Below are 20336 nucleotides of genomic sequence, written 5' to 3' on the forward strand. Positions count from 1 at the left end.
CGGCACGGATCGATCAGGGCCGGGAAGCGACGGCCTCGTTGTCTTCCTGCGAAAGCGCCGTGCGAACGGCTTCCAGCGTCGGTGGATCGGCGCCCTCGCGGGTGCAGTTCAGGGCCGCGGCGGTGGCGGCAAAGCGCATCACAGCGCGCCAGGCGTCGTCGCCCAGTTCGGCCAGTTGCGCCGGATGCTCGACGCCATGCGCCAGCAGCGCCACCGACAGCCCGGCGGTGAAGGTGTCGCCCGCACCGATGGTGTCGACCACCTCGACGCGCGGCGCGGCCACGGTGAGCGGCGCGCTGCCGGTGCGCCACAGCGTGGCGCCGGCACCGCCGCGCGTGACGACCACGGCGCGCGCGCCGGCCGTGAGGCACTCGGCCGCGAGCGCATCGACCGGCCGCCCGGGGGCGAGCAGCGCGGCGTCTTCGTCGCTGAGCTTGACCAGGTCGGCCATGGCGAACCACTCGGTGACGCGGGCGCGGTAAGCGGCCATGTCCGGGATCAGGCTGGGCCGCACGTTGGGGTCGAACACGATCACGCAGCGCCCCGTGTGGGCGGCCACGAGGTCGGCGATGCGCGACGACGCCGGCTCCTGCAGCAACGAGATCGAGCCGAAGTGCAGGAAGCGGCATTCCGCCGGCAGCTGCGGCAACGGCTCGGGCGCCCAGGTGGCGTCGGCGCTGCCGCGTGTGTAGAAGGCGTAGCGGTTGGTCTGCGGCGTGCGCTCGACAAAGGCCAGCGTCGACGGCGCGTCGCTGCGCAGGATGAGCCGGGTGTCGACGCCGTTGCGTTCGAGAAAAGCCATCAGCCGTTCGCCGAACAGGTCGGTCGACAGCTGCGTGAGAAAGCCGGTCGGCTGCCCGAGCCGCGCGCAGGCCACGGCCGTGTTCAGCGGCGAACCGCCCTCATGGCCCAGGAACGCCAGGGTCCCACCTTCGCCGGCGGTGAAATCGATCAGGGCCTCGCCCGTGAGTGCAATGCGCATGGTGCTTGGATTTTCTTCTTCTGTCAGGGCAAGGCGCGGGCGTCGGCCAGGAAACCCGCTTCGGCAGCCAGGGTGGCGGGATGGTCGAGCAGCTCGGCAAAGAGGCGCGGCGGGATGGTGATGGCGCCCACGCCCAGCCCGAGCAGCGACAGGTAGGCCGCGCGCGAGCGGATGCTCGCCACCAGCAGCCGCGTGCCCGAAGAAGGCCGCTGCGCCACCAGCGACTGCATCTGCGCGATGAGCGCCAGCCCGTCGATGCCGGCGTCTTCGAGCCGGCCGAGGTACGGCGCCGCATAGGCCGCGCCCAGTTGCGCGGCGAAGTGCGCCTGCTCGGGCGCGTACACGGCGGTCCAGGTGACGGGCACGCCCTGGGCGATGAGCCGTGCGCCGGCGTCCAGGCCCTGGCGCGTGGCGGGAATCTTGATGACGAGCTGGCCGGGGTCGAACTGCGGCAGCAGGACGGCGGCGTCTTCCAGCATGCCGTCGACCTCGCTCGAATACACCTGGGCCTGCACCTGGCGCGCGCCCAGGTCGATGCAGCGTTTCAGCAGGCCTGGCACATCGGCGCGCCCGACGCCGGCGCGTTGCAGCAGCGTCGGGTTGGTCGTCACGCCGTGCACCACCGGGTGCGGCAGGCAGGCCTGCAGCTCGGCCAGGTCGGCGCTGTCGAGGTACAGGTGGAAGTCGTCGTTCATGCAGAAATGCGGAAGGAAGGTAGGGTTCAGCTCATGACATTGCCGCCGTCGACATTGAGGGTCTGCGCCGTGATGTAGCGCGCCTCGTCGCTGGCGAGAAACACCGCCGCCCCGGCGATGTCGCCCGGCACGCCCATGCGCCCGAGCGGCACCGCGAGGCCGACACGCCGCTTCTTCTCGCCCGGCGCCAGCCCTTCGGCCTTGGCGAACAGGCTGTCGACATGGTCCCACATCGGCGTGTCGACCACACCGGGGGCGATGCCGTTGACGCGGATGCCGTGCGGCGCCATGGCCAGCGCGGCGCTCTGCGTGTAGCTGATGACGGCCGCCTTGGTCGCGCAGTAGTGCGACACCAGCGCCTCGCCGCGGCGCCCGGCCTGCGAGGCCATGTTGATGACAGACGCGCCCGGCGTGCCGGCCTCGACCATGTGGCGCAGCACGGCCTGCATCACGAAGAACATGCCCTTCACGTTGACGGCGAAGAGCTTGTCGAACGAGGCCTCGTCGCTGTCGAGCAGCGGCGCGAGGTCGAACACGGCGGCGTTGTTGAACAGCGTGTGGACAGGGCCGAAGGCGACCTGCGCCTCGGCCAGCATGTGCGCGATGGCCTGCGTGCCGGTCACGTCGGCCGCGATGTAGGCGAGCGCGTCGGGGTGGGCTTGCTGCAGTGCGCGCACGGCCTCGGGCGCGGCGGTCGCGCGGTCGATCACGCTGCAGCGTGCGCCCTCGGCGATGCAGGCCTCGGCGACCGCCAGGCCGATGCCGCCGCCGGCACCGGTCAGCAGCACATGGCGGTCCTGCAGGCGGCCGCTCATGGCGCGGCCTTCTCTTCGATGAAGCGCGCCACGCGCTTGCCGGCACGGCGCACCGCATCGACCAAGCGCGCATCGCCCGCGAGGCTGCCCCACAGCCCGGCATCGGCGCACAGCGCCGCCACCGGGTCGGCCGCGTCGCAGATGGCGTGCGCGGCGGCGTCGTCCATGCTCTGGTCCTGGTAGGCATAGGGCAGCGTGCCCCGGCGCCAGCGCTGCAGGAACGCGAGGAACAGCGCGGGCAGCATCGCCACGCTGTCGATGCCCTGCCCGGCCGCGAGCCGCTCGCGCACGGTCGGCGCGATGAAGCCCGGGATCTTCGAGAAGCCGTCGGCCGCCACGCGCTGGTTGGTGTCGCGGATCGCGGGGTTGCCGAAGCGGTCGAGCACCACGTCGCGGTAGGCCGCGAGGTCGATCGGGCTCGGGCTCAGGCACGGGATGACGTCGTCGGTCACGTAGTCGAAGGCCATGCGGCGGATGGCCGCATCGTGCGTGCCTTCGTGGATGAAGCCCAGCCCGGCCAGCGTGCCGGCCCAGGCGATGCAGCTGTGCGTGGCGTTGAGGATGCGGATCTTGGCCTCTTCGTAGGGCTGCACCGATTCGACCAGCTCCACGCCCACGCGCCCCCAATCGGGCCGGCCGGCGATGAAGTCGTCTTCGATCACCCACTGGATGAAGCTCTCAGCCGTGACCGCCGCGCCGTCGTCGCGGCCCGTGGCTGCGCGCACGCGCGCGCGCAGCTCGGGCGGCGGGCGCGGCGTGATGCGGTCGACCATCGCGTTCGGGCAGCGGGTGTTCGCATCGACCCAGGCCTGCAGCGGCACGTCGCCAACGAGCGCGATGAATTCGAGCAGGCCCGCGCGAAAGCGGTCGCCGTTGTGGCGCAGGTTGTCGCAGTTCAGCAGCGTCACGGGGCCTGCCTGCGCGGCATGCCGTGCTCGCAGGATCGCGCAGACCGCGCCGTAGATCGTCTCGCCGGCCTCGCCGCGCCGCGCGCGTTCGATGTCGGCCGCGAGATCGGCGAACGACAGGTCGAGCTTGCCCTTGGTGTCGAGGTAGTAGCCGGCCTCGGTCACGGTGAAGGAGACGATGCGCGTGGACGGCGCGGCGCCGCGTGCGATCACCGGGGCCAGCGAGGGCTCGTAGGGCAGCACCTCGCGGATCGCCTCGATCTGCTCGTAGCGGTACTCGCCCGCGGGCGACACCGTCTCGAGCGTGTAGCGCCCGCCCTGGGCCTGCAACGCCGCGACCACCTCGGCCATGTCGGGCCGGATGTTGGCGCCCGACAGCGACCAGCGGGTGTCGCCCGCATCGATCAGCCGCTGCAGGTAGACGGCCTGATGGGCGCGATGGAACGAGCCGAGGCCGAGGTGAAGCACCGTGAATTCCGAAGGCGCCGGTGGGGTGGGCACGAGGCCCGCTGCTGCGAGGGTCACGGGGAAGGTCCGTTGAAAGTAAGGGGCGTCGGATCAGGCGGCCACCGCGCGGCCTTCGCGGCTGAACAGGTGCAGCACGGACGGGTCGAGTTCGACCGCCACGTCGTCGCCGGCCTGCAGCGGCGTGCGTTCGTTCTGGCGCGCGATGAGCGGCACGCCGCCCACGTCCACGTGGATCAGCGTGTCGGCGCCCAGCGCCTCGATGAGCTCGACGCGGCCCGGCACGCCGGCGGCCGCGCCCTGCTTCGGATGCACGCGCAGGCCTTCGGGGCGCACGCCCAGGAAGCCGTCGCTGGGCAGGCGCCCGCCGGTGGCGGCGGAAAAACTCGGGATGGCGCTCGCCGCCACCATGTTCATCGACGGCATGCCGATGAACTGCGCGACGAACTGGTTGGCGGGGCGGTCGTACAGCTCCAGCGGCGTGCCGACCTGCTCGATGAGCCCGTCCTTCAGCACCACCACGCGGTCGGCCAGCGTCATGGCCTCGACCTGGTCGTGCGTGACGTAGATGGTGGTCGCCCCCAGTGCGCGGTGCAGCTTGTGGATTTCGACGCGCGTGTTGCCACGCAGCGCTGCATCGAGGTTCGACAGCGGCTCGTCGAAGAGGAACACCTTGGGCGCGCGCACGATCGCGCGCCCGATGGCCACGCGCTGGCGCTGGCCACCCGACAAATCTTTCGGCGTGCGGTCCAGGTACTGCGTGAGGTTCAGCGTCTTGGCCGCGTACTCGACCTTGGTCCTGATCTCGTCCTTGGCCACGCCCGCGAGCTTCAGCGCGAAGGACATGTTGTCGTACACGCTCATGTGCGGGTACAGCGCGTAGCTCTGGAACACCATCGCCAGGTCGCGCTTGCCCGAAGGCGTCCAGGTGATGTCCTTGCTGTCGAGCAGCAGGTTGCCGCTGGTGATGGGCTCGAGCCCCGCGATCAGCCGCAGCAGCGTCGACTTGCCGCAGCCCGAAGGCCCGACGAAGACGATGAACTCGCCCTTCTGGATCTGCAGGTCGACGCCCTTGATGATGTGGACGTCGCCAAAGCTCTTCTTGATGTTCTTGAGTTCGAGGTAGGCCATGAGATGTCTCCCTTTCTTTACTTGACGGCGCCGAAGGTCAGGCCTTGCACCAGTTGCTTCTGGCTGAACCAGCCGAACACGACGATGGGCGCGATGGCCATCAGCGAGGCGGCCGACAACTTGGCCCAGAACAGGCCCTCGGGGCTGGAGTACGAGGCGATGAGCGTGGCCAGCGTGCCGGCCTTGGCGGAAGTGAGGTTCAACGCCCAGAAGGCTTCGTTCCAGCTCAGCACCAGGCACAGCAGGCCGGTCGATGCGAGCCCGCCGACCGACAGCGGCATCACGACATGGCGGAACTCGGTCCACAGGCTCGCGCCGTCCATGCGCGCGGCTTCGAGGATCTCGTTCGGAATGTCCTTGTAGGCGCTGTAGAGCATCCACACCATGATCGGCAGGTTCGACAGCGTGAACACGATGGTGAGCGCGGTGAGCGAGTCCAGCATGCCCGCGGTCTGCGCGAGCACGTAGATCGGCACCAGCGCACCGACGGCCGGCATCATCTTGGTGGAGAGCATCCACATGAGGATGTCGCGCGTCTTCTTCGTGCGGAAGAACGCCATCGAGTACGCAGCCGGCGCCGCGATCAACAGGCCCAGGATCGTCGAGCCCAGGCTCGTGATCAGCGAGTTGCGCGCGTACAGCAGGTAGTCGCTGCGGCGCTGCACTTCGCCGAAGTTGTCGAGCGTGGGCTCGAAGATGAACAGCGGCGGCACGTGGATGGCTTGCAGCTCCGTCTTGAAGGCCGTGAGGAACAGCCAGCCGAGCGGGAAGAACAGGAGCAGCGCCACGGCCCACGCACCGACGGTGCGCAGCAGCTGGGGAAGGAAGTTGCTGGGTTGCATGGTCGTTCCTTCTTCAGTCGAGGTTCTTGCCGATGATGCGGATGAGGAACACGGCCACGATGTTGGCCAGCACCACCGCGAACAGCGCACCCGCGGAGGCCACGCCCACGTCGAAGTTCATGAGCGACTGCTTGAAGATCATGTAGGTCATGTTCGTGCTCTCGTTGCCGGGGCCGCCATTGGTGGTGATGGCGATCTCGGCGAACACGCTGAGCAGGAAGATCATCTCGATCATGATCACCACGGCCATCGGGCGGCCGAGGTGCGGAATGGTGAGATAGAAGAAGCGCTGGAACGAACTCGCGCCGTCCATGCGCGCGGCTTCCATCTGTTCGCGGTCGAGCGACTGCAACGAGGTGATGAAGATCAGGCAGGCGAAGGGCAGCCACTGCCACGCCACCATGATGATCACCGAGAACAAAGGCACGTCGGTGAGCCAGTCGACCGGCTGTGCGCCGAAGAAGCGCCACACATCGGCCAGGATGCCGTAGATGGGGTTCATCATCATGTGCTTCCACAGCAGTGCATTCACTGCGGGCATGACGAAGAAGGGCGAGATCAGCAGCACGCGCACGATGCCGCGGCCCGGGAAGGGCTCGTTCACCAAGAGCGCGAGCAGCACGCCGAACACCACGGTGATGACGATGACGCTGCCGATGAGCAGCAGCGTGTTCCACGTGGCCGGCCAGAAGTCGGGGTCGGTGACGAAGTAGTGAAAGTTCTCGAGGCCCGCGAACGTGCGTTCGCCGGGTTGCATGAGGTTGTAGTTCACGAAGGAGAAGTACAACGTCATCAGCAGCGGCACGATCATCCACAGGAAGAGCGTGAGCACGGCGGGCGCCATGAGGGCGCGGGGCAGGAGTCTTTTCATGGTCTGTTCCTCTCAGGCTGCGGCCCTCTCCCCGCGGGGAGAGGGGAAGAAGCGCGGCTTACTTGTAGTAGCCCGCTTTCTTCATCTCGCGCTCGGCGGCGAGCTGCGAGGTCTTCAGCGCCTGGTCGACCGTGACCTTGCCCGACAGCGCCGCGCTCATCTGCTGGCCCACCGCCACGCCGATGGCCTGAAACTCGGGAATGGCCGCGTACTGCACGCCGACGTACGGCGACTTGGGCAGGGTGCTGTCGCTGAGGTTGGCGCTGTCGATGGCCTTCTTCTCGGCGGCGGCGAACTTGGCGACCTTCTGGAACTCGGGGTTCGCGTAGGTCGACTTGCGCGTGCCGGTGGGCACCGTGCCCCAGCCGTGCTCCTTGGCGACGAGGTTGACGTACTCCTTGGAGGTCGCCCACTTCACGAAGGTCTGCGCGGCGGCGCCCTTGGTCGAACTGGCGGGAATGGCCAGGTTCCAGGTCCACAGCCAGTTCGCGCCCTTCGGCGTGACAGCGACGGGTGCTTGCGCGAAGGCCACCTTGTCGGCCACCTTCGACTGCTTGGGGTCGCTGATGAACGAGGCCGCGATGGTCGCGTCGACCCACATGCCGCACTTGCCTTCGTTGAAGAGCGCGAGGTTCTCGTTGAAGCTGTTGGCCGAGGCGCCCGGCGGGCCGTAGGCCTTCATGAGGTCGACGTAGAAGCCGATCGCGTCCTTCCAGGGCTTGGTGTCGATCTGCGGCTTCCACTGCATGTCGAACCACTGGCCGCCGTTCGTGTTGACCAGCGTGGTCAGGAAGGCCATGTTGTCGCCCCAGCCCGGCTTGCCGCGCAGGCACATGCCGTACAGGCCGCCCTTGGGGTCATGGATCTTGCCGGCCAGTTCCTTCACCTGCGCCCAGGTGGGCTGCTCGGGCATCTTGAAGCCGACCTTGTCGGCCAAGTCCTTGCGGTACATGAGCATCGAGCTCTCGCCGTAGAAGGGCGCGGCGTACAGCTTGCCTTCGTGCGACAGGCCGGCGCGGATGGCGGGCAGCAGGTCGTCGGCATCGTAGGCGGCATCGGTGGCGATGGGCTGCAGCCAGCCCTTCTTCGACCAGATCGGCGCTTCGTACAGGCCGATGGTCATCACGTCGAACTGGCCGCCCTTGGTGGCGATGTCGGTGGTCACGCGCTGGCGCAGCGTGCCTTCCTCGAGCGTGACCCACTTGAGCTTGATGTCGGGGTTGGCCTTTTCGAAGAAGGGCGTGAGCTTCTGCATCTCGATCATGTGGCCGTTGTTGACGGTCGCGATCACGAGTTCGGTGGCGGCGTGGGACACAAGGCCCGTGCCGATGAGTGCGAGGGCGAGGCCCGCTTTCAGAAAGCGCTTCATGGTGTCTCCTTGGGTGAGCGACGCCTCGGTATCGTGGTCGCCGTGCCCGGATTCTGGAGAAACGCGCTTGCAGCTTTGGTATTTCGAGAGTCACCACCAGTACTCTCATGCACCAGTTGGCTAGTGAAATCCCTAGTTGATGCAATTCAGGATGGAAAACTGTCTGTCTGAAGTTCTCATGCGTGCCCGCCGCCGCCCAGCAGCTGGCGCCGGAACTGCGCCGCCGCCGGCGACAGCGCGCGGTCCTCGCGGGTGATCAGGCAGATCGGCGGCACGCGCACCGGCAGCTCCACCGGCACGGTGCGCAGCACGCCCAGCCGGGCGTAGTGGCTGGCCTGGGAAGCCGGCATGACGGCGGCCATGTCGGAGTTCTCCAGCAGTGCCGTGATGGCGATGGGCGATGCCGTTTCGATGATGTCCAGCCGCGCCTGGATGCCCGCCTCGCGCATCGCCGCCTCGAAGCGCCCGCGCTGCGGCGAGCCCGGCGGCTGCAGCACCCACGACCAGCTCGCCATCTCGGCCAGCGTGACCGTGGCCGCGCGCTCGAACACCGGGTGCGCGGCGCGCACCACGACCACCTGCGACTCGCCCAGGAGCGGCACGCTCGCGTACTTGGCTTCGTCGTGGCCGTCGGTAAGGCGGCCCAGCACGAGGTCGACGTCGCCCTGCTCCAGCTGTGCCTGCATCAGGTCGCTGGTCTCGACCACCACCGACACGGCCACCTGCGGATGGCGCAGGTGGTACTCGACCAGCGCCGGCGCCAGCAGCTCTGGCACCGCGCCCGGCACGCTGCCCACGCGCAGCGCGCCGCTCAGGCCGGAGCGCAGCGCGAGCATTTCCTCGCGGGCGGTGCCGAAGTCGCTGAGCACGCGGTGGGCATAGCGGATCAGGATCTCGCCGTAGGGCGTGGGCGCCATGCCGCGCGCTAGGCGCTCGAAGAGCTGTTCGCCCAGCGACTCCTCCAGCTGCTGCAGCAGCTTGGTGGCCGCGGGCTGGCTGATGTTCATGGCCTCGGCCGCGCGGCCGAGGTGGCGGTGCGCATCGAGCCGGGCCAGCAAAAGCAGCTGGCGCGGCCTCACATGCAGCATCAGCGAGGCGTCGGTGAGGCCGGGTTTCATGCACAAAAGTATATGGAGCTTCGGCCTTTTTCGATTGGATCGCGCGACCGAAGCTCCGTAGGCTCGGGCCCACAACAAGCAGGAGACGACGCGATGACCCTCTTTCCCCTGGCCCGCGGTGCCGGCCTGGCGGCGCTGCTGGCGCTGGCCGCCTGCCTGAATGCGGGCGCGCAGCCGGCCTACCCCGACAAGCCGCTGCGCATCCTGGTCGGCGCCTCGCCCGGCGGCGGCACCGACATCCTTGCGCGCGTGCTGGCCGACAAGTTCGCGCCCGTGCTCAAGCAGCCTGTGACGGTGGAGAACCGCCCCGGCGCATCGAACACCATCGCCGGCGAACTCACGGCGCGCGCGCCGGCCGACGGCGCCACGCTGCTGCTGGCCACCAACACGGCGCAGGCCGTGGCACCGCACATCCTCAAGCTCAAGTACGCCCCGCTGAAAGACCTGCAACCCATCGGCCTCGTGGCCGTGATGCCCAACGTGCTGGTGGTGTCGGCCAGCTCGCCCTACAAGTCGGTGAAGGACCTGCTCGCCGCCATGGCCGCCAGGCCGGGCGGCTTCAAGTACGCGTCGTCGGGCATCGGCAGCACGCAGCACGTGGGCGGCGAAGCCTTCAACCTGGCCACGGGCATGACCTCGATCCACGTGCCCTACAAGGGCAGCTCGCAGGCGCACATCGACATCATCTCGGGCGAGGTCGAGATGATGTTCGACAGCACCTCGTCGGCCATGGGCCAGATCCGCGCCGGCAAGTTCCGCGCGCTGGCCGTGAGCGCACCGCAGCGCTCGCCCGAGCTGCCCGACGTGCCGACGCTGGCCGAGCAGGGCGTCAAGGGGGCCGACGTGTCCACCTGGTACGGCCTGTACGTGACGGCCGGCACGCCGCGCCCGGCGGTCGAGCGGCTGAGCGCCGAACTCACGCGCACGATGGGGCTGGCAGACGTGCAGTCGCGCATCAAGGCCCTGGGCGGCGAGCCCGGCACGCTGACCGGCGAACCCTTCGCGGCGATGAATCGGCAGGAGTTCGACCACTACGGCCGGCTCGTGCGCGACGCGCGCATCAAGGCCGAGTGAGGCCGCCCTTCCCCCTTCTTCTTTCCTCAGACATCCGACCATGCCCACCCCCTCCTCCTCCCCGCGCGTGACCTCCGCCAAACCCCGCATCGCCGTGCTGCTCGGCGACCCCAGCGGCGTCGGCCCCGAGATGGCCGTGAAGCTGCTCGCGCGCCAGCGCAACCTCGACGCCGCGCGCGTGCTGCTGATCGCCGACCCCGTCGTGCTGGCCGCGGGCGAGCGCGTGGCGGGCGCGAAGCTGGCGCCGCTGCAGGTGAACACCCTCGACAGCCTGCGCTTCGAGGACGGCCGCCCGAGCCTCCTCGTGCGCGACTGGATGGCGGGCGAGGAACCGGTGCTCGGCGAGTCGAATGAGCGCTCGGGCCGGGCCTCGTTCGAAGCGCTGGAGCTGGCCACGCAGGCCGTGCGAAACGGCCAGGCCGACGCGATCCTCTTCGCGCCGCTCAACAAGCATTCGCTGCGCCTGGGCGGCCTCGTGCACGAGGACGAACTGCGCTACATGCAGGAGCGCTTCGCGGTCACGGGCTTCGTCTGCGAGTTCAACCTCACCGGATCGCTGTGGACCTCGCGCGTGACCTCGCACATCCCGCTGAAAGACGTGGCACGGCACATCACGGTAGAAGGCGTGCGCGACGCCGTGAAGATCATCGCGTCGGCACTGCGCCGCGCCGGCGTGGCACACCCGCGCATCGCCGTGACCGGGCTCAACCCGCACGCGGGCGACGGCGGCTCGATCGGCATGGAAGAGATCGAGATCATCGCGCCCGCCATCGAACAGCTGCGCGTCGAAGGCCACGACGCGCGCGGTCCGTTCTCACCCGACACCGTGTTCATCGGCGCGCGGCGCGGCGACGTGGACGCGGTGGTATCGATGTACCACGACCAGGGCCAGATCGCGATGAAGCTCATGGGCTTCGAACAGGGCGTGACCTTGCACGGCGGCCTGCCCGTGCCCGTGGCCACCTCGGCCAGCGGCAGCGCCTTCGACATCGCCGGCCAGGGCGTGGCGCAGATCGAAGGGCTGCAGCAGGCCTTCGACCTGTGCGTGCGGATGGCAAGCGGTGCGCCTGCTGCACCTGCGTCCGTCGAGGCGGCAGTGGCCTGAGCCGCCTGGCGCCCCAAAGAAAAAGGGCCGCGTGTGCGGCCCTTTGAAGGGAAAAAGCTCAGGCGCTCGGCGGTGGGCCGTAGTCGTTGCTCTCCGGCTGCGTCGGCTGAACGAAGAAATAGATCAGCACGAGATTGATCAGCGGGATGATCGACAGCAGCAAGAACCAGCCGCTCTTGCCGATGTCGTGCAGGCGACGCGCACCCACGGCGAGTGCGGGCAGAAGCAAGCCCAGCGCTGCGATGAAATACACGTATTGATGGATCAGGCCGGTGATGATGAGCACCCCGAACTGGGCCAAAAAAAACCACCAGAACTCCGAACGCGACGCACGACCGCTGAAGTCGGTGTACTTGGCGATGCACGTCTTGACCGCTGTTTGAAAGTCCATTGACTCGCTCCTCTTGATGAATCCCAGGGAAATTTCCCCGGGGCCATCATATCGGCGCACTGTGCAACGACAAACTCGGCCAAACCGGCCACCGCGCTGCAAACCAATGGCCTAAAGGCCTAGTGGATAGAGCCTTTGGCCAAGGCTCGCAAGCCTTGCGATGAGGTGCGCCGTCAGGCGCTCAACCGCTTCAGCAGGCCGGCCGTCGAGGCATCGAGCCCCGACACATCGCCCGAGGCCAGGCGCGGTTCGATGTCGCGCGCCAGCACCTTGCCGAGTTCCACGCCCCACTGGTCGAAGCTGTTGATGCCCCACAGCGCGCCGCTGGTGAACACGCGGTGCTCGTACATCGCGAGGAAGGCGCCCAGTGCTTCGGGCGTGAGCTTCTCGAACACGAAGAAGGTGCTCGGCCGGTTGCCCGGGAAGTTCTTGTGGCCGCCTTCGTCGAGCTTGCCGACCATCAGCGCCTGCGCCTGCGCAAGCGCATTGGCCAGCAGCTTGGGGTGGTGGCCGTCGAGGTCGTGCGAGGCGTCACGCACCGCCATGAACTCGAGCGGGATCACGTCGGTGCCCTGGTGCAGCATCTGGAAGTAGGCGTGCTGGCCGTTGGTGCCGGGCTCGCCCCAGAGCACGGGCGAGGTGCCGAAGGCCAGCAGCGCGCCGCTCGCATCGACCTGCTTGCCGTTGCTCTCCATCTCGAGCTGCTGCAGGTAGGCCGGCACGCGCTTCAGGGCGCTGTGGTACGGCGCGATGCTGCGGCTCGTGAAGCGGTGGAAGTTGCGGTACCAGACATCGAGCAGGCCCAGCCGCACGGGCAGGTTCTGCTCGAGCGGCGCGGTGCGGAAGTGCTCGTCCATCGCATGCGCGCCCGCCAGCAGCCGGCGAAAGCCGTCGGCGCCGATGGCCAGCGCGATCGGCAGGCCGATGGCCGACCACAGCGAATAGCGGCCGCCCACCCAGTCCCAGAAGCCGAAGGTGGTGTCGATGCCGAACTGCTTCGCGGCCTCGACGTTGGTGGTGAGCGCGGCGAAATGGCCGGCGATGTCGGTGCCGCCCGACTGCTCGTACCAGCGCTTGGCCGAGAGCGCGTTCGTCATCGTCTCGGCCGTGGTGAAGGTCTTGGAGGCGACCAGGAACAGCGTGTGCTCGGGCGCCAGGCCCTTGAGCACGCCCGCCAGTTCGTGGCCGTCGACGTTCGAGACGAAGTGGAAGCGCTTGCCCGGCGCCACGAACTCCGCGAGGGCCAGCACGGCCATCTGCGGGCCGAGGTCGGAGCCGCCGATGCCAATGTTGACCACGTCGGTGATCGTGTGGTCGCCGCGCACCTTCTCGGCGTAGGCCAGCATGGCGTCGAGCGTGGCATGCACCTCGCGCAACTCGTGGGCCGTCTGGCGGCCGGTGGCCGCGTCGGCTGGCGCGCGCAGCAGCGTGTGCAGCACGGCGCGGTCTTCGGTGTTGTTGATGTGCGCGCCCGCGAACATGGCGTCGCGGTGGGCCTCGAGGCCGCATTCGCGCGCCAGCGCGAACAGCAGCGCCTCGGTGCGCGCGTCGATGAGGTTCTTCGACAGGTCGGCGAAGACGTGCGGCGCCTCCTGGCTGAAGCGCGCGAAGCGCCCGGCGTCGTCCACGAAGGCATGGCGAAGGTCGAACTGGCGACCGGCCGTGTCGAAGCTGGACTGCAGTTGCGCCCAGGCCGGCGCGCGGTCACAGCGCAGGGTCATGGTCATGTTTACTTGCCGCTTTCCTGCATGAGCTTTTCGAGCTTCACGGCGTCGGCCGCGAAGGCGCGGATGCCCTCGGCGAGCTTCTCGGTGGCCATGGCGTCTTCGTTGAGCGCAAAGCGGAAGCCGGCTTCGTCGTAGCTCACCTTCTCTGCGTTGCCGCTTGCGGCAGCCTTGGCGTCGAGCGCGTGCGTGAGCGGCGCGTTGCTCGCGGCCAGCTCGGCCAGCAGCTCGGGGCTGATGGTCAGCAGGTCGCAGCCAGCGAGCGCCTGGATCTGCCCCACGTTGCGGAAGCTCGCGCCCATGACCTCGGTCTTGATGCCCTGCTGCTTGTAATAGTTGAAGATTTCGCGCACCGACTTCACGCCGGGGTCGTTGGCGCCCGCGCTGGCGGCTTCGTCCCACTTCGCACCGGCCGACTTCTTGTACCAGTCGTAGATGCGGCCCACGAAGGGCGAGATGAGCTGCACGCCGGCCGCGCCGCAGGCCACGGCCTGCGCGAACGAGAACAGCAGCGTGAGGTTGGTGCGGATGCCCTTCTGCTCGAGCAGGCGCGCGGCCTCGATGCCTTCCCAGGTGGAGGCGACCTTGATCAGCAGGCGCTTCTCGGTGTCGATGCCCTCGGCCTTGTACAGCGCCACGATGCGCTCGCCGCGGGCCACGGTGGCGGCGGTGTCGAAGGACAGGCGGGCGTCGACTTCGGTGGACACGCGGCCCGGGATGATGGAGAGGATTTCGGTGCCGAAGCGCACCAGCAGGCGGTCGATGACCTCGTCGAGCGGCTTGCCGGCATGGGCCTTCACGGTTTCATCGAGCAGCGGCCGGTACTCGGCCTTCTGCACGGCCTTGAGGATCAGCGACGGGTTGGTGGTCGCGTCCTGCGGCTTGGAAATGCTGAGCTGCTTGAAGTCGCCGGTGTCGGCAACCACGGTGGTCCACTGGCGGAGTGCATCGAGTTGGTTCATGAAATCAATTATCCGGGGAGGGGTGTGACAAGTCCTGCACGCAGTTGCGCGGCGGTCGATGTTTTCATGCGAACCGTAGCACGGGTTTTCGCGAAGCTCCATCGGCCTGCAGCGCGAAGGGTTGTCGGCCGCCCTGCCCTACAGGGGCTGTGGTCCCCGGCTGACGGCAGCCAGCCGCGGCCCGGGGCACCCTGAACGGGACGCGGCATCCACGCCGAGAACGACTTTCCCCAGGAGCCCTCATGACCCCTCGCCCCCCACGCCCCGCGACCGTCGCCGGTCGCGCCTTCGACGACCGCCGCACCAGCCACGCGATCGGCACCATGGCCACCGCCTTCGTCGTGGGCGGCGTGGCCACCTGGTACGCGCTGGGCGCCGCACGCACGGCCCGTGCCCGGCCCGCCGGCCCGGCCGACGGCGCCCCGCTGATGCGCGCGCCGCTGCAGGTGGTGGCGCCGGTCGACCTGCACCGCTACGCCGGTGTCTGGCACGAACAGGCGCGGCTGCCCAACCGGTTCCAGCAGCAGTGCGCCGGCCCGGTGAGCGCCGAGTACACGCCGCAGCCCGACGGCACCGTGCAGGTGCGCAACCGCTGCGTGCGCGACGACGGCAACTTCGACGAGGCCATCGGCAGTGCGCGCGTGGTTCCCGTGGCCGGCCAGCCCGGCGCGGGACGGCTGCAGGTGCGCTTCGCTCCCGCCTGGATGGGCTGGCTGCCGCTGGTGTGGGGCGACTACTGGATTTTGAAGCTCGACCGCGACTACCAGGTGGCGCTGGTCGGCACGCCCGACCGTGAGTACCTTTGGGTGCTGTCGCGCGCGCCGCGCCTGGAGGACGACGCGCTGCAGACCGAGCTGGACTACGCCCGCAGCCTGGGGTTCGACACCGACAAGGTGGTGCTCACCGGCAGGTAGCGCTGCAGTTGCGCCGGCAGCTTGTCGGGCGCGGTGCAGTGGATGGCGTGCCAGCCGAAGGCGCGGGCCATCTCGACGTTGGCGGCCGAGTCGTCGATGAACACCGTCTGCTCGGGGTCGAGGCCGTGGCGCATGGCCAGCAGCTCGTAGATCTCGCGCTCGGGCTTGAGAAACTTCACGTCGCCCGAGAACACGCCGCCGTCGAAGCGCCGCATGAAGGCATGCCGGCGCTCGAGGGCGCGGGCGAACGGCACGGGCATGTTCGACAGGTAGTACAGGCGCAGCGGCTCGCCGGCGTCGCGCTGCACGAGCAGCTCTTCGAGCATCGCGACCGTGACGTCGATCGGCGCCAGCCGCTCCCCGAGCCCGTCGAGCATGGCGTGCAGCGACTCGGCAGGCAGCGCCAGCCGCGCCGACATGCGGGCGATGGCATCGTCCAGCGTTCGGGTGCCGCAGTCGAAGCCGGTCCAGTCGTCGTGATGGAAAAGGGCCCGGCCCAGGGCCGCGGCGGCGGCGTCAGTGGGGGCGTGAGAGGGGAGATGGGCCTGGACCAGCCGTGCCGGCTCCCAGGCGAACAGCACGGCGCCAAGATCGAAAACCACGTTCATGGCGCCATTGTTTCATGCGCCGGGCACCACGCTCACGCCATGGGTTCCGAGCGACAGGGTGGTCTGCGTGCCGGCCGCCAGCGGGCGCGACAGGTCGGTCGAGACCACGAAGACCGGCCCCAGCGGGGTGTCGAAGCCGTATTCGTAGAAGCTGCCCAGGTACGCCGACTTGCGCAGCGTGGCGGGCAGGCCATCGAGCGCGCCGATGTCCCAGGCCTCAGGCCGCACCGCCACCTTCACCGTGCCGGGCGCCACCGCGTAGCGCGGCTGCAGCCGCAGCGGGCCGAGCGTGACGCTGCCGTCGGCCTGCGCCACGGCCGGAAAAACCATCGCCTCGCCCATGAAGCCGGCGACGAACTCGCTCTCGGGGCGACCGTACAGCTGCTCGGGCGTGCCGCGCTGGGCGATCACGCCGTGGTCCATGACGATGATCTGGTCGCTCACGGCCAGCGCCTCGCTCTGGTCGTGCGTCACGTAGGCCACGGTGAGCTTCAGGCGCTGCTGCAATGAGCGGATTTCCTCGCGCATCTCGCGCCGCAGGCGGGCGTCGAGGTTGGATAGCGGCTCGTCGAACAGCAGCACCGCCGGCTCGAGCACCAGCGCGCGCGCCAGGGCCACACGCTGCTGCTGGCCGCCCGACAGCTCGCTGGGCAGGCGCTCGTCGAAGCCGACGAGGCCCACGCCCCTGAGCGCCTCGCGCGCCCGCGCCGTGGCCTCGTCCCTCTTCACGCCGCTCATGCGCAGGCCGTAGCCCACGTTCTCGATCACGTTCATGTGCGGGAACAGCGCGTAGCTCTGGAACATCATGCTCACGTTGCGCTCGCCCGGGCCGAGCGTGGTGACGTCGCGCCCGCCCATGAAGATCGAGCCCGAGGTCGGCGATTCGAGCCCCGCGATCATGCGCAGCGTGGTCGTCTTGCCGCAGCCCGAGGGGCCGAGGATGGTGGTGAGCGTGCCTACGGGCACCTCGAAGCTGATGCCCTTGACGGCCATCGGGCCGTTCTTGTCCGTGCCGTAGCGCTTGGTGACGTTGCGGAATTCGATGCCGTTCATGCTGCCAGGCTTTCCATTTTGTGATGACCCTCATGCGGAGGCGCCGTGCCGCGCCGCCCCAGCTTGCGCTCCCCCACCACGAACTGCACCAGCGCAATCGCCAGCGACATCAGCACCATGAGCACCGTGCAGTACGCGAGCGCGATGCCGTAGTCGCCATTGCCGACGCGGCCGATGATGTAGGTGGTGGCGAGTTCGTTCTCGGCCGTGACCAGGAAAATCACGGCGCTCACCGTCGTCATGGCGCGCACGAAGCTGTAGACCAGCGCAGCCACCAGCGCCGGCTTGAGCAGCGGCAGCACCACCTTGAACAGCGTCTGCGACGTGGACGCGCGCAGCATCAGCGAGGCTTCGTCGAGCGAGCGGTCCAGCTGCTTGAACGCCGCCGTGCCGGCCCGCACGCCCACCGGCAGATTGCGGAACATGAAGCACAGCACGATGATGAGCCCCGTGCCCGTGAGCTCGAAGGGCGGCACGTTGAAGGCCAGGATGTAGCTCACGCCGAGCACCGTGCCCGGGATCGCAAAGGCCAGCAGCGCGCCGAACTCGAAGGCGCCCTGCCCCTTGAACTCGTTGCGCGCCAGCAGCCAGGCGATCAGCAGGCCCAGCGCCGCGGTGATCGGCGCCGAGATGCCGGCCAGTTTCAGCGTGGTGATCAGCGAGTTCCACGCGGTGCCGGCCCACACCAGCCCGAACTGGCCCCACTCCAGCGCGAAGGCGCTCTTGAAGTGGTTGAGCGTGAAGCTGTAGTCGCGGCCCCAGGTCTGCACGAAGCCGCCCGCGAAGGCGAACAGGTAAACCACGGCGGTAAAGGCGATCCACGGCAGCGCGATGCACTGGATGGTGCGGCGCACGCCGTCGGGCAGCGCCATCGCGATGCCGGCGTCGCCCTTGCCACTCACGGTCGTGTAGTTCTGCTTGCCGAGCAGGCCGCGCTGCAGCGCGAACACGCCGAGCGCGAACAGCGTGAGCACCCAGGCCAGCGACGCGGCGCGGCCCTGGTCGTACTGCGCGCCGACGATGGCAAAGAAGATGTCGGTCGACAGCACCGAGAACTGCCCGCCCACCACCACCGGGTTGCCGAAGTCGGCAATGCTCTCGATGAAGCCGACCAGGAAGGCGTTGGCCAGCCCGGGCTTGAGCAACGGCAGTGTCACGGTGAAGAAAGCGCGGCGCCGGTCGGCGCGCAGCATCTGCGCGGCCTCTTCCAGGCTCGGCGCGATGCCCTGCACCACGCCGCGCATGATCATGAAGGCGATGGGCGTGAAGGCGAACAGCTGCGCCACCAGCACGCCGGGCATGCCGTAGAACCATCGCGTGGGCTCGATGCCGAACACGTTTTCGAGCACCTGGTTGACGATGCCCGCGCGGCCGAACAGCAAGATGAGGCCCAGGCCGACCACGAACGGCGGCGTGATGATCGGCAGCAGCGCCAGCACCCGCAGCACGCCCTGCCCACGCCGGCTGCCGCGCTCGGCCATCAGCGCCATCAGCGTGCCCAGGAAGGTGGTGCCGGCCGCGGTGAGCAGCGCCAGCACCAGCGTGTTCCAGGCCACGCCGCAGCGCACGCCACCCGCCAGGCAACCCAGGCCCCAGATGCGCTCGGTGAACACGCGCGCCGCGAAGGCCGTGATCGACCACTGCCCGTCTTCGTTGAAGAAGGCGCCCGACAGCGCCCGGCTCACCGGGTAGGCGATGAACAGCGCCATCAGCACGCCGCAGCCGACCACCGAGGCAGCCACGAACAGGTCGCCCTTGAACAGGCCGAGCCGCGCGACGCCGAAGGCCGCCAGCAGCACCAGCGCCGTGAGCGCCACGAAGCCGCCGGCGCCGATGCCGAACTGGTTGACGGCCAGTTCGCCGAACTGGGTGTTGAGTGCCGCGACGCTCCAGCCGCGCGCGCCGATGGTGAAGCCCGCCACGGCCAGGCCGATGGCGCCGATTGCGCCGCCCGCCAGCAGCCAGCGCCCCTGCGCCTTGCCGGCCGGCAAGGCCGCGCCGACAGCGCACAGCAGCAGCCCGGCCAGCCCGATGAAGAGCCAGCTGCGGCCCTGCGTGGCCGCCTGCATCAGGCCGTTGGCGCCCTCGGCTTGGCCGAAGACCTGCGGAACGGCTTCGTACCAGGTCGCGTCCTGGATCGCATACCAGGGCAGCACGAGATAAGCCGCCAGGCCCAGCGCGACCCAGGCCCAGATCCATCGCCGCGCGCGCCGGGCGGCGGCCAGGGACGCCGGGTTGGCCGGCGCGCCTTCGTTGGAACGCGCCTGCACTTAGCGCGGCAGCGAGTTGACGTCTTTTTCCCAGCGCGCGATCAGGCGGCGACGCTCGGCGCTGGCGCCGTACTTGGCGTAGTCGTAGTTGATGAACTTGATCTTCTTGAAGTCAGGAATGCGCGGATCGAGTTTGGCGCTCGCATTGCTGGGCAGCTGGAACTGCTTGTTGGCGGCGCCCAGTTCCTGCGCGGCGGGCGTGAGCGCCCATTCGTAGAACTTCTTGGCGGCGTCGAGGTTGCGCGCGCCCTTGATGACGCTCATGGAGCCGATCTCGGCGCCGGTGCCGTCGGCGGGCGTGATGGTTTCGACGGGGAAGCCCTGCATCTTCTCGCCCGGGCCGTCGTGCACGAAGCTGATGGAGATCGCGGTTTCGCCGCGCGCCACCGCCTTGATCGGGCCGGTGCCCGAGCGGGTGTACTGGCCCACGTTCTTGTGCAGCGCCTTGAGGTAGTCGAAGGCCTTGTCCTCGCCCATGAGCTGCACCAGCGTGGCGATCATGGTGTAGGCCGTGCCGCTGGAGGCCGGGTTGGCCACCTGGATGTCGCCCTTGTACTCGGGCTTGAGCAGGTCGGCCCAGGTCTTGGGCACGGGCAGCTTCTTCTTGGCGAGCAGCTCGGGGTTGTAGCCGAAGCCCAGCGGGCCCGAGTAGATGCCCACGGTCTTGTAGCCCGACTGCTTGGCCTGCTGCTGGGCCCAGGGATGCAGCTGCGTGAGCGTGGGCGACTTGTATTCGAGCGTGAGCCCCTGCTCGGCCGCCTGCAGGTGCGGGTCGCCCGTGCCGCCGAACCAGACGTCGGTCTTGGGGTTGTCCTTCTCGGCGATGAGCTGGGCCAGCGCCTCGCCCGAGCCCTTGAGCGCCATGTTGATGCGCACGCCCGTGGTGCGGGCGTAGACGGTGGAGATCACGTTGCACCACTCGGCCTGCACCGAGCAGATGACGTTGACGGTCTGCGCCGACGCGGCGGCCGACAGACCCAGCAGCGCGGCTGCCGTGAAAAGCTTCTTCATTGGTATTCCCCTGCCTCGGCAATAAAAA

Annotated in this window: 19 protein-coding genes; 3 read left to right on the top strand and 16 right to left on the bottom strand. The window is 68.7% G+C overall.

Annotation, left to right across the window (positions count from 1 at the left end):
• Positions 1 to 13 precede the first annotated feature (13 nt).
• The 9 genes from VHAB30_RS20540 to VHAB30_RS20580 form a co-directional block, all read right to left on the bottom strand.
• Positions 14 to 982 (bottom strand): carbohydrate kinase family protein, encoded by a 969-nt coding sequence (locus VHAB30_RS20540; RefSeq protein ID WP_095948301.1) that lies wholly within the window; start codon positions 980 to 982, stop codon positions 14 to 16.
• 23 nt (positions 983 to 1005) lie between these two features.
• Positions 1006 to 1677 carry a transaldolase family protein gene (locus VHAB30_RS20545; RefSeq protein ID WP_159278451.1) on the bottom strand — a complete coding sequence of 224 codons (672 nt, stop codon included), beginning with the start codon at positions 1675 to 1677 and terminating at the stop codon, positions 1006 to 1008.
• Between the two features lie 26 nt (positions 1678 to 1703).
• The gene (locus VHAB30_RS20550; RefSeq protein WP_070059982.1) at positions 1704 to 2492 is read right to left on the bottom strand and encodes an L-iditol 2-dehydrogenase; all 789 of its coding nucleotides are present in this window, start codon (positions 2490 to 2492) and stop codon (positions 1704 to 1706) included.
• Positions 2489 to 3868 (bottom strand): D-arabinitol 4-dehydrogenase, encoded by a 1380-nt coding sequence (gene dalD, locus VHAB30_RS20555; RefSeq protein WP_159278671.1) that lies wholly within the window; start codon positions 3866 to 3868, stop codon positions 2489 to 2491. Before dalD ends, VHAB30_RS20550 begins: the two co-directional genes overlap by 4 nt.
• Before the next feature lie 90 nt (positions 3869 to 3958).
• The gene (locus VHAB30_RS20560; protein WP_062472672.1) at positions 3959 to 4996 is read right to left on the bottom strand and encodes an ABC transporter ATP-binding protein; all 1038 of its coding nucleotides are present in this window, start codon (positions 4994 to 4996) and stop codon (positions 3959 to 3961) included.
• Between the two features lie 17 nt (positions 4997 to 5013).
• The gene (locus VHAB30_RS20565; RefSeq protein WP_013539656.1) at positions 5014 to 5838 is read right to left on the bottom strand and encodes a carbohydrate ABC transporter permease; all 825 of its coding nucleotides are present in this window, start codon (positions 5836 to 5838) and stop codon (positions 5014 to 5016) included.
• A 13-nt stretch (positions 5839 to 5851) separates the two neighbouring features.
• A complete protein-coding gene (locus tag VHAB30_RS20570) occupies positions 5852 to 6709 on the bottom strand; it encodes a carbohydrate ABC transporter permease (RefSeq protein ID WP_062472670.1) in 858 nt (285 codons plus the stop codon).
• A gap of 58 nt (positions 6710 to 6767) precedes the next feature.
• Positions 6768 to 8078, bottom strand: coding sequence for an ABC transporter substrate-binding protein (locus tag VHAB30_RS20575; RefSeq protein ID WP_062472668.1), 1311 nt, complete (start codon positions 8076 to 8078; stop codon positions 6768 to 6770).
• 176 nt (positions 8079 to 8254) lie between these two features.
• Positions 8255 to 9196, bottom strand: a complete 942-nt coding sequence (locus VHAB30_RS20580) for a LysR family transcriptional regulator (RefSeq protein ID WP_174250264.1) — start codon at positions 9194 to 9196, stop codon at positions 8255 to 8257.
• A 93-nt stretch (positions 9197 to 9289) separates the two neighbouring features.
• Between VHAB30_RS20580 and VHAB30_RS20585 the strand changes: the two genes are divergently transcribed.
• Together VHAB30_RS20585 and VHAB30_RS20590 are read left to right on the top strand one after the other, a co-directional pair.
• Entirely contained in the window at positions 9290 to 10270 is a 981-nt protein-coding gene (locus VHAB30_RS20585; RefSeq protein ID WP_159278452.1) for a Bug family tripartite tricarboxylate transporter substrate binding protein, read from the top strand.
• 40 nt (positions 10271 to 10310) lie between these two features.
• Positions 10311 to 11375: a 4-hydroxythreonine-4-phosphate dehydrogenase PdxA gene (locus tag VHAB30_RS20590; RefSeq protein ID WP_159278453.1), complete on the top strand. Its 1065-nt coding sequence runs from the start codon at positions 10311 to 10313 to the stop codon at positions 11373 to 11375.
• A gap of 58 nt (positions 11376 to 11433) precedes the next feature.
• Here VHAB30_RS20590 and VHAB30_RS20595 read toward each other — a convergent pair whose 3' ends face one another.
• From VHAB30_RS20595 to tal, 3 genes are all read right to left on the bottom strand, one after another.
• A complete protein-coding gene (locus VHAB30_RS20595; RefSeq protein WP_159278454.1) occupies positions 11434 to 11766 on the bottom strand; it encodes a DUF805 domain-containing protein in 333 nt (110 codons plus the stop codon).
• Positions 11767 to 11939: 173 nt separating this feature from the next.
• Positions 11940 to 13493 (bottom strand): glucose-6-phosphate isomerase, encoded by a 1554-nt coding sequence (gene pgi, locus VHAB30_RS20600; protein ID WP_159278455.1) that lies wholly within the window; start codon positions 13491 to 13493, stop codon positions 11940 to 11942.
• A 2-nt stretch (positions 13494 to 13495) separates the two neighbouring features.
• On the bottom strand, positions 13496 to 14452 hold the full coding sequence (gene tal, locus VHAB30_RS20605; RefSeq protein ID WP_159278456.1) for a transaldolase: 957 nt from the start codon (positions 14450 to 14452) through the stop codon (positions 13496 to 13498).
• A gap of 242 nt (positions 14453 to 14694) precedes the next feature.
• Here tal and VHAB30_RS20610 point away from each other — a divergent pair, with 242 nt between their 5' ends.
• On the top strand, positions 14695 to 15366 hold the full coding sequence (locus VHAB30_RS20610; RefSeq protein ID WP_159278457.1) for a lipocalin family protein: 672 nt from the start codon (positions 14695 to 14697) through the stop codon (positions 15364 to 15366).
• Here the strand turns inward: VHAB30_RS20610 and VHAB30_RS20615 are convergent.
• The 4 genes from VHAB30_RS20615 to VHAB30_RS20630 are packed head-to-tail and all read right to left on the bottom strand — an operon-like array spanning position 15312 to position 20308.
• The gene (locus VHAB30_RS20615) at positions 15312 to 15974 is read right to left on the bottom strand and encodes an HAD family hydrolase (protein ID WP_070059991.1); all 663 of its coding nucleotides are present in this window, start codon (positions 15972 to 15974) and stop codon (positions 15312 to 15314) included. The genes VHAB30_RS20610 and VHAB30_RS20615 overlap by 55 nt on opposite strands.
• Positions 15975 to 15986: 12 nt before the next feature.
• Positions 15987 to 17027: an ABC transporter ATP-binding protein gene (locus VHAB30_RS20620; RefSeq protein ID WP_139700951.1), complete on the bottom strand. Its 1041-nt coding sequence runs from the start codon at positions 17025 to 17027 to the stop codon at positions 15987 to 15989.
• Positions 17024 to 19297, bottom strand: a complete 2274-nt coding sequence (locus VHAB30_RS20625) for an ABC transporter permease (RefSeq protein ID WP_159278458.1) — start codon at positions 19295 to 19297, stop codon at positions 17024 to 17026. Before VHAB30_RS20625 ends, VHAB30_RS20620 begins: the two co-directional genes overlap by 4 nt.
• Positions 19298 to 20308 carry an ABC transporter substrate-binding protein gene (locus VHAB30_RS20630; RefSeq protein WP_095743722.1) on the bottom strand — a complete coding sequence of 337 codons (1011 nt, stop codon included), beginning with the start codon at positions 20306 to 20308 and terminating at the stop codon, positions 19298 to 19300. It lies immediately after the preceding gene.
• Positions 20309 to 20336: the final 28 nt, after the last annotated feature.

The sequence above is a fragment of the Variovorax boronicumulans genome (assembly GCF_009811375.1).
In the GTDB taxonomy this organism is placed as follows: domain Bacteria; phylum Pseudomonadota; class Gammaproteobacteria; order Burkholderiales; family Burkholderiaceae_C; genus Variovorax; species Variovorax boronicumulans.

Coding starts and splice junctions, on each gene's coding strand:
- VHAB30_RS20570 (WP_062472670.1), bottom strand. CDS start 6,709: ATGAAAAGACTCCTGCCCCGCGCCCTCATGGCGCCCGCCGTGCTCACG.
- VHAB30_RS20610 (WP_159278457.1), top strand. CDS start 14,695: ATGACCCCTCGCCCCCCACGCCCCGCGACCGTCGCCGGTCGCGCCTTC.
- VHAB30_RS20565 (WP_013539656.1), bottom strand. CDS start 5,838: ATGCAACCCAGCAACTTCCTTCCCCAGCTGCTGCGCACCGTCGGTGCG.
- VHAB30_RS20575 (WP_062472668.1), bottom strand. CDS start 8,078: ATGAAGCGCTTTCTGAAAGCGGGCCTCGCCCTCGCACTCATCGGCACG.
- VHAB30_RS20585 (WP_159278452.1), top strand. CDS start 9,290: ATGACCCTCTTTCCCCTGGCCCGCGGTGCCGGCCTGGCGGCGCTGCTG.
- VHAB30_RS20560 (WP_062472672.1), bottom strand. CDS start 4,996: ATGGCCTACCTCGAACTCAAGAACATCAAGAAGAGCTTTGGCGACGTC.
- VHAB30_RS20620 (WP_139700951.1), bottom strand. CDS start 17,027: ATGAACGGCATCGAATTCCGCAACGTCACCAAGCGCTACGGCACGGAC.
- VHAB30_RS20615 (WP_070059991.1), bottom strand. CDS start 15,974: ATGAACGTGGTTTTCGATCTTGGCGCCGTGCTGTTCGCCTGGGAGCCG.
- VHAB30_RS20595 (WP_159278454.1), bottom strand. CDS start 11,766: ATGGACTTTCAAACAGCGGTCAAGACGTGCATCGCCAAGTACACCGAC.
- VHAB30_RS20540 (WP_095948301.1), bottom strand. CDS start 982: ATGCGCATTGCACTCACGGGCGAGGCCCTGATCGATTTCACCGCCGGC.
- VHAB30_RS20590 (WP_159278453.1), top strand. CDS start 10,311: ATGCCCACCCCCTCCTCCTCCCCGCGCGTGACCTCCGCCAAACCCCGC.
- VHAB30_RS20580 (WP_174250264.1), bottom strand. CDS start 9,196: ATGAAACCCGGCCTCACCGACGCCTCGCTGATGCTGCATGTGAGGCCG.
- pgi (WP_159278455.1), bottom strand. CDS start 13,493: ATGACCATGACCCTGCGCTGTGACCGCGCGCCGGCCTGGGCGCAACTG.
- VHAB30_RS20545 (WP_159278451.1), bottom strand. CDS start 1,677: ATGAACGACGACTTCCACCTGTACCTCGACAGCGCCGACCTGGCCGAG.
- VHAB30_RS20550 (WP_070059982.1), bottom strand. CDS start 2,492: ATGAGCGGCCGCCTGCAGGACCGCCATGTGCTGCTGACCGGTGCCGGC.
- VHAB30_RS20630 (WP_095743722.1), bottom strand. CDS start 20,308: ATGAAGAAGCTTTTCACGGCAGCCGCGCTGCTGGGTCTGTCGGCCGCC.
- tal (WP_159278456.1), bottom strand. CDS start 14,452: ATGAACCAACTCGATGCACTCCGCCAGTGGACCACCGTGGTTGCCGAC.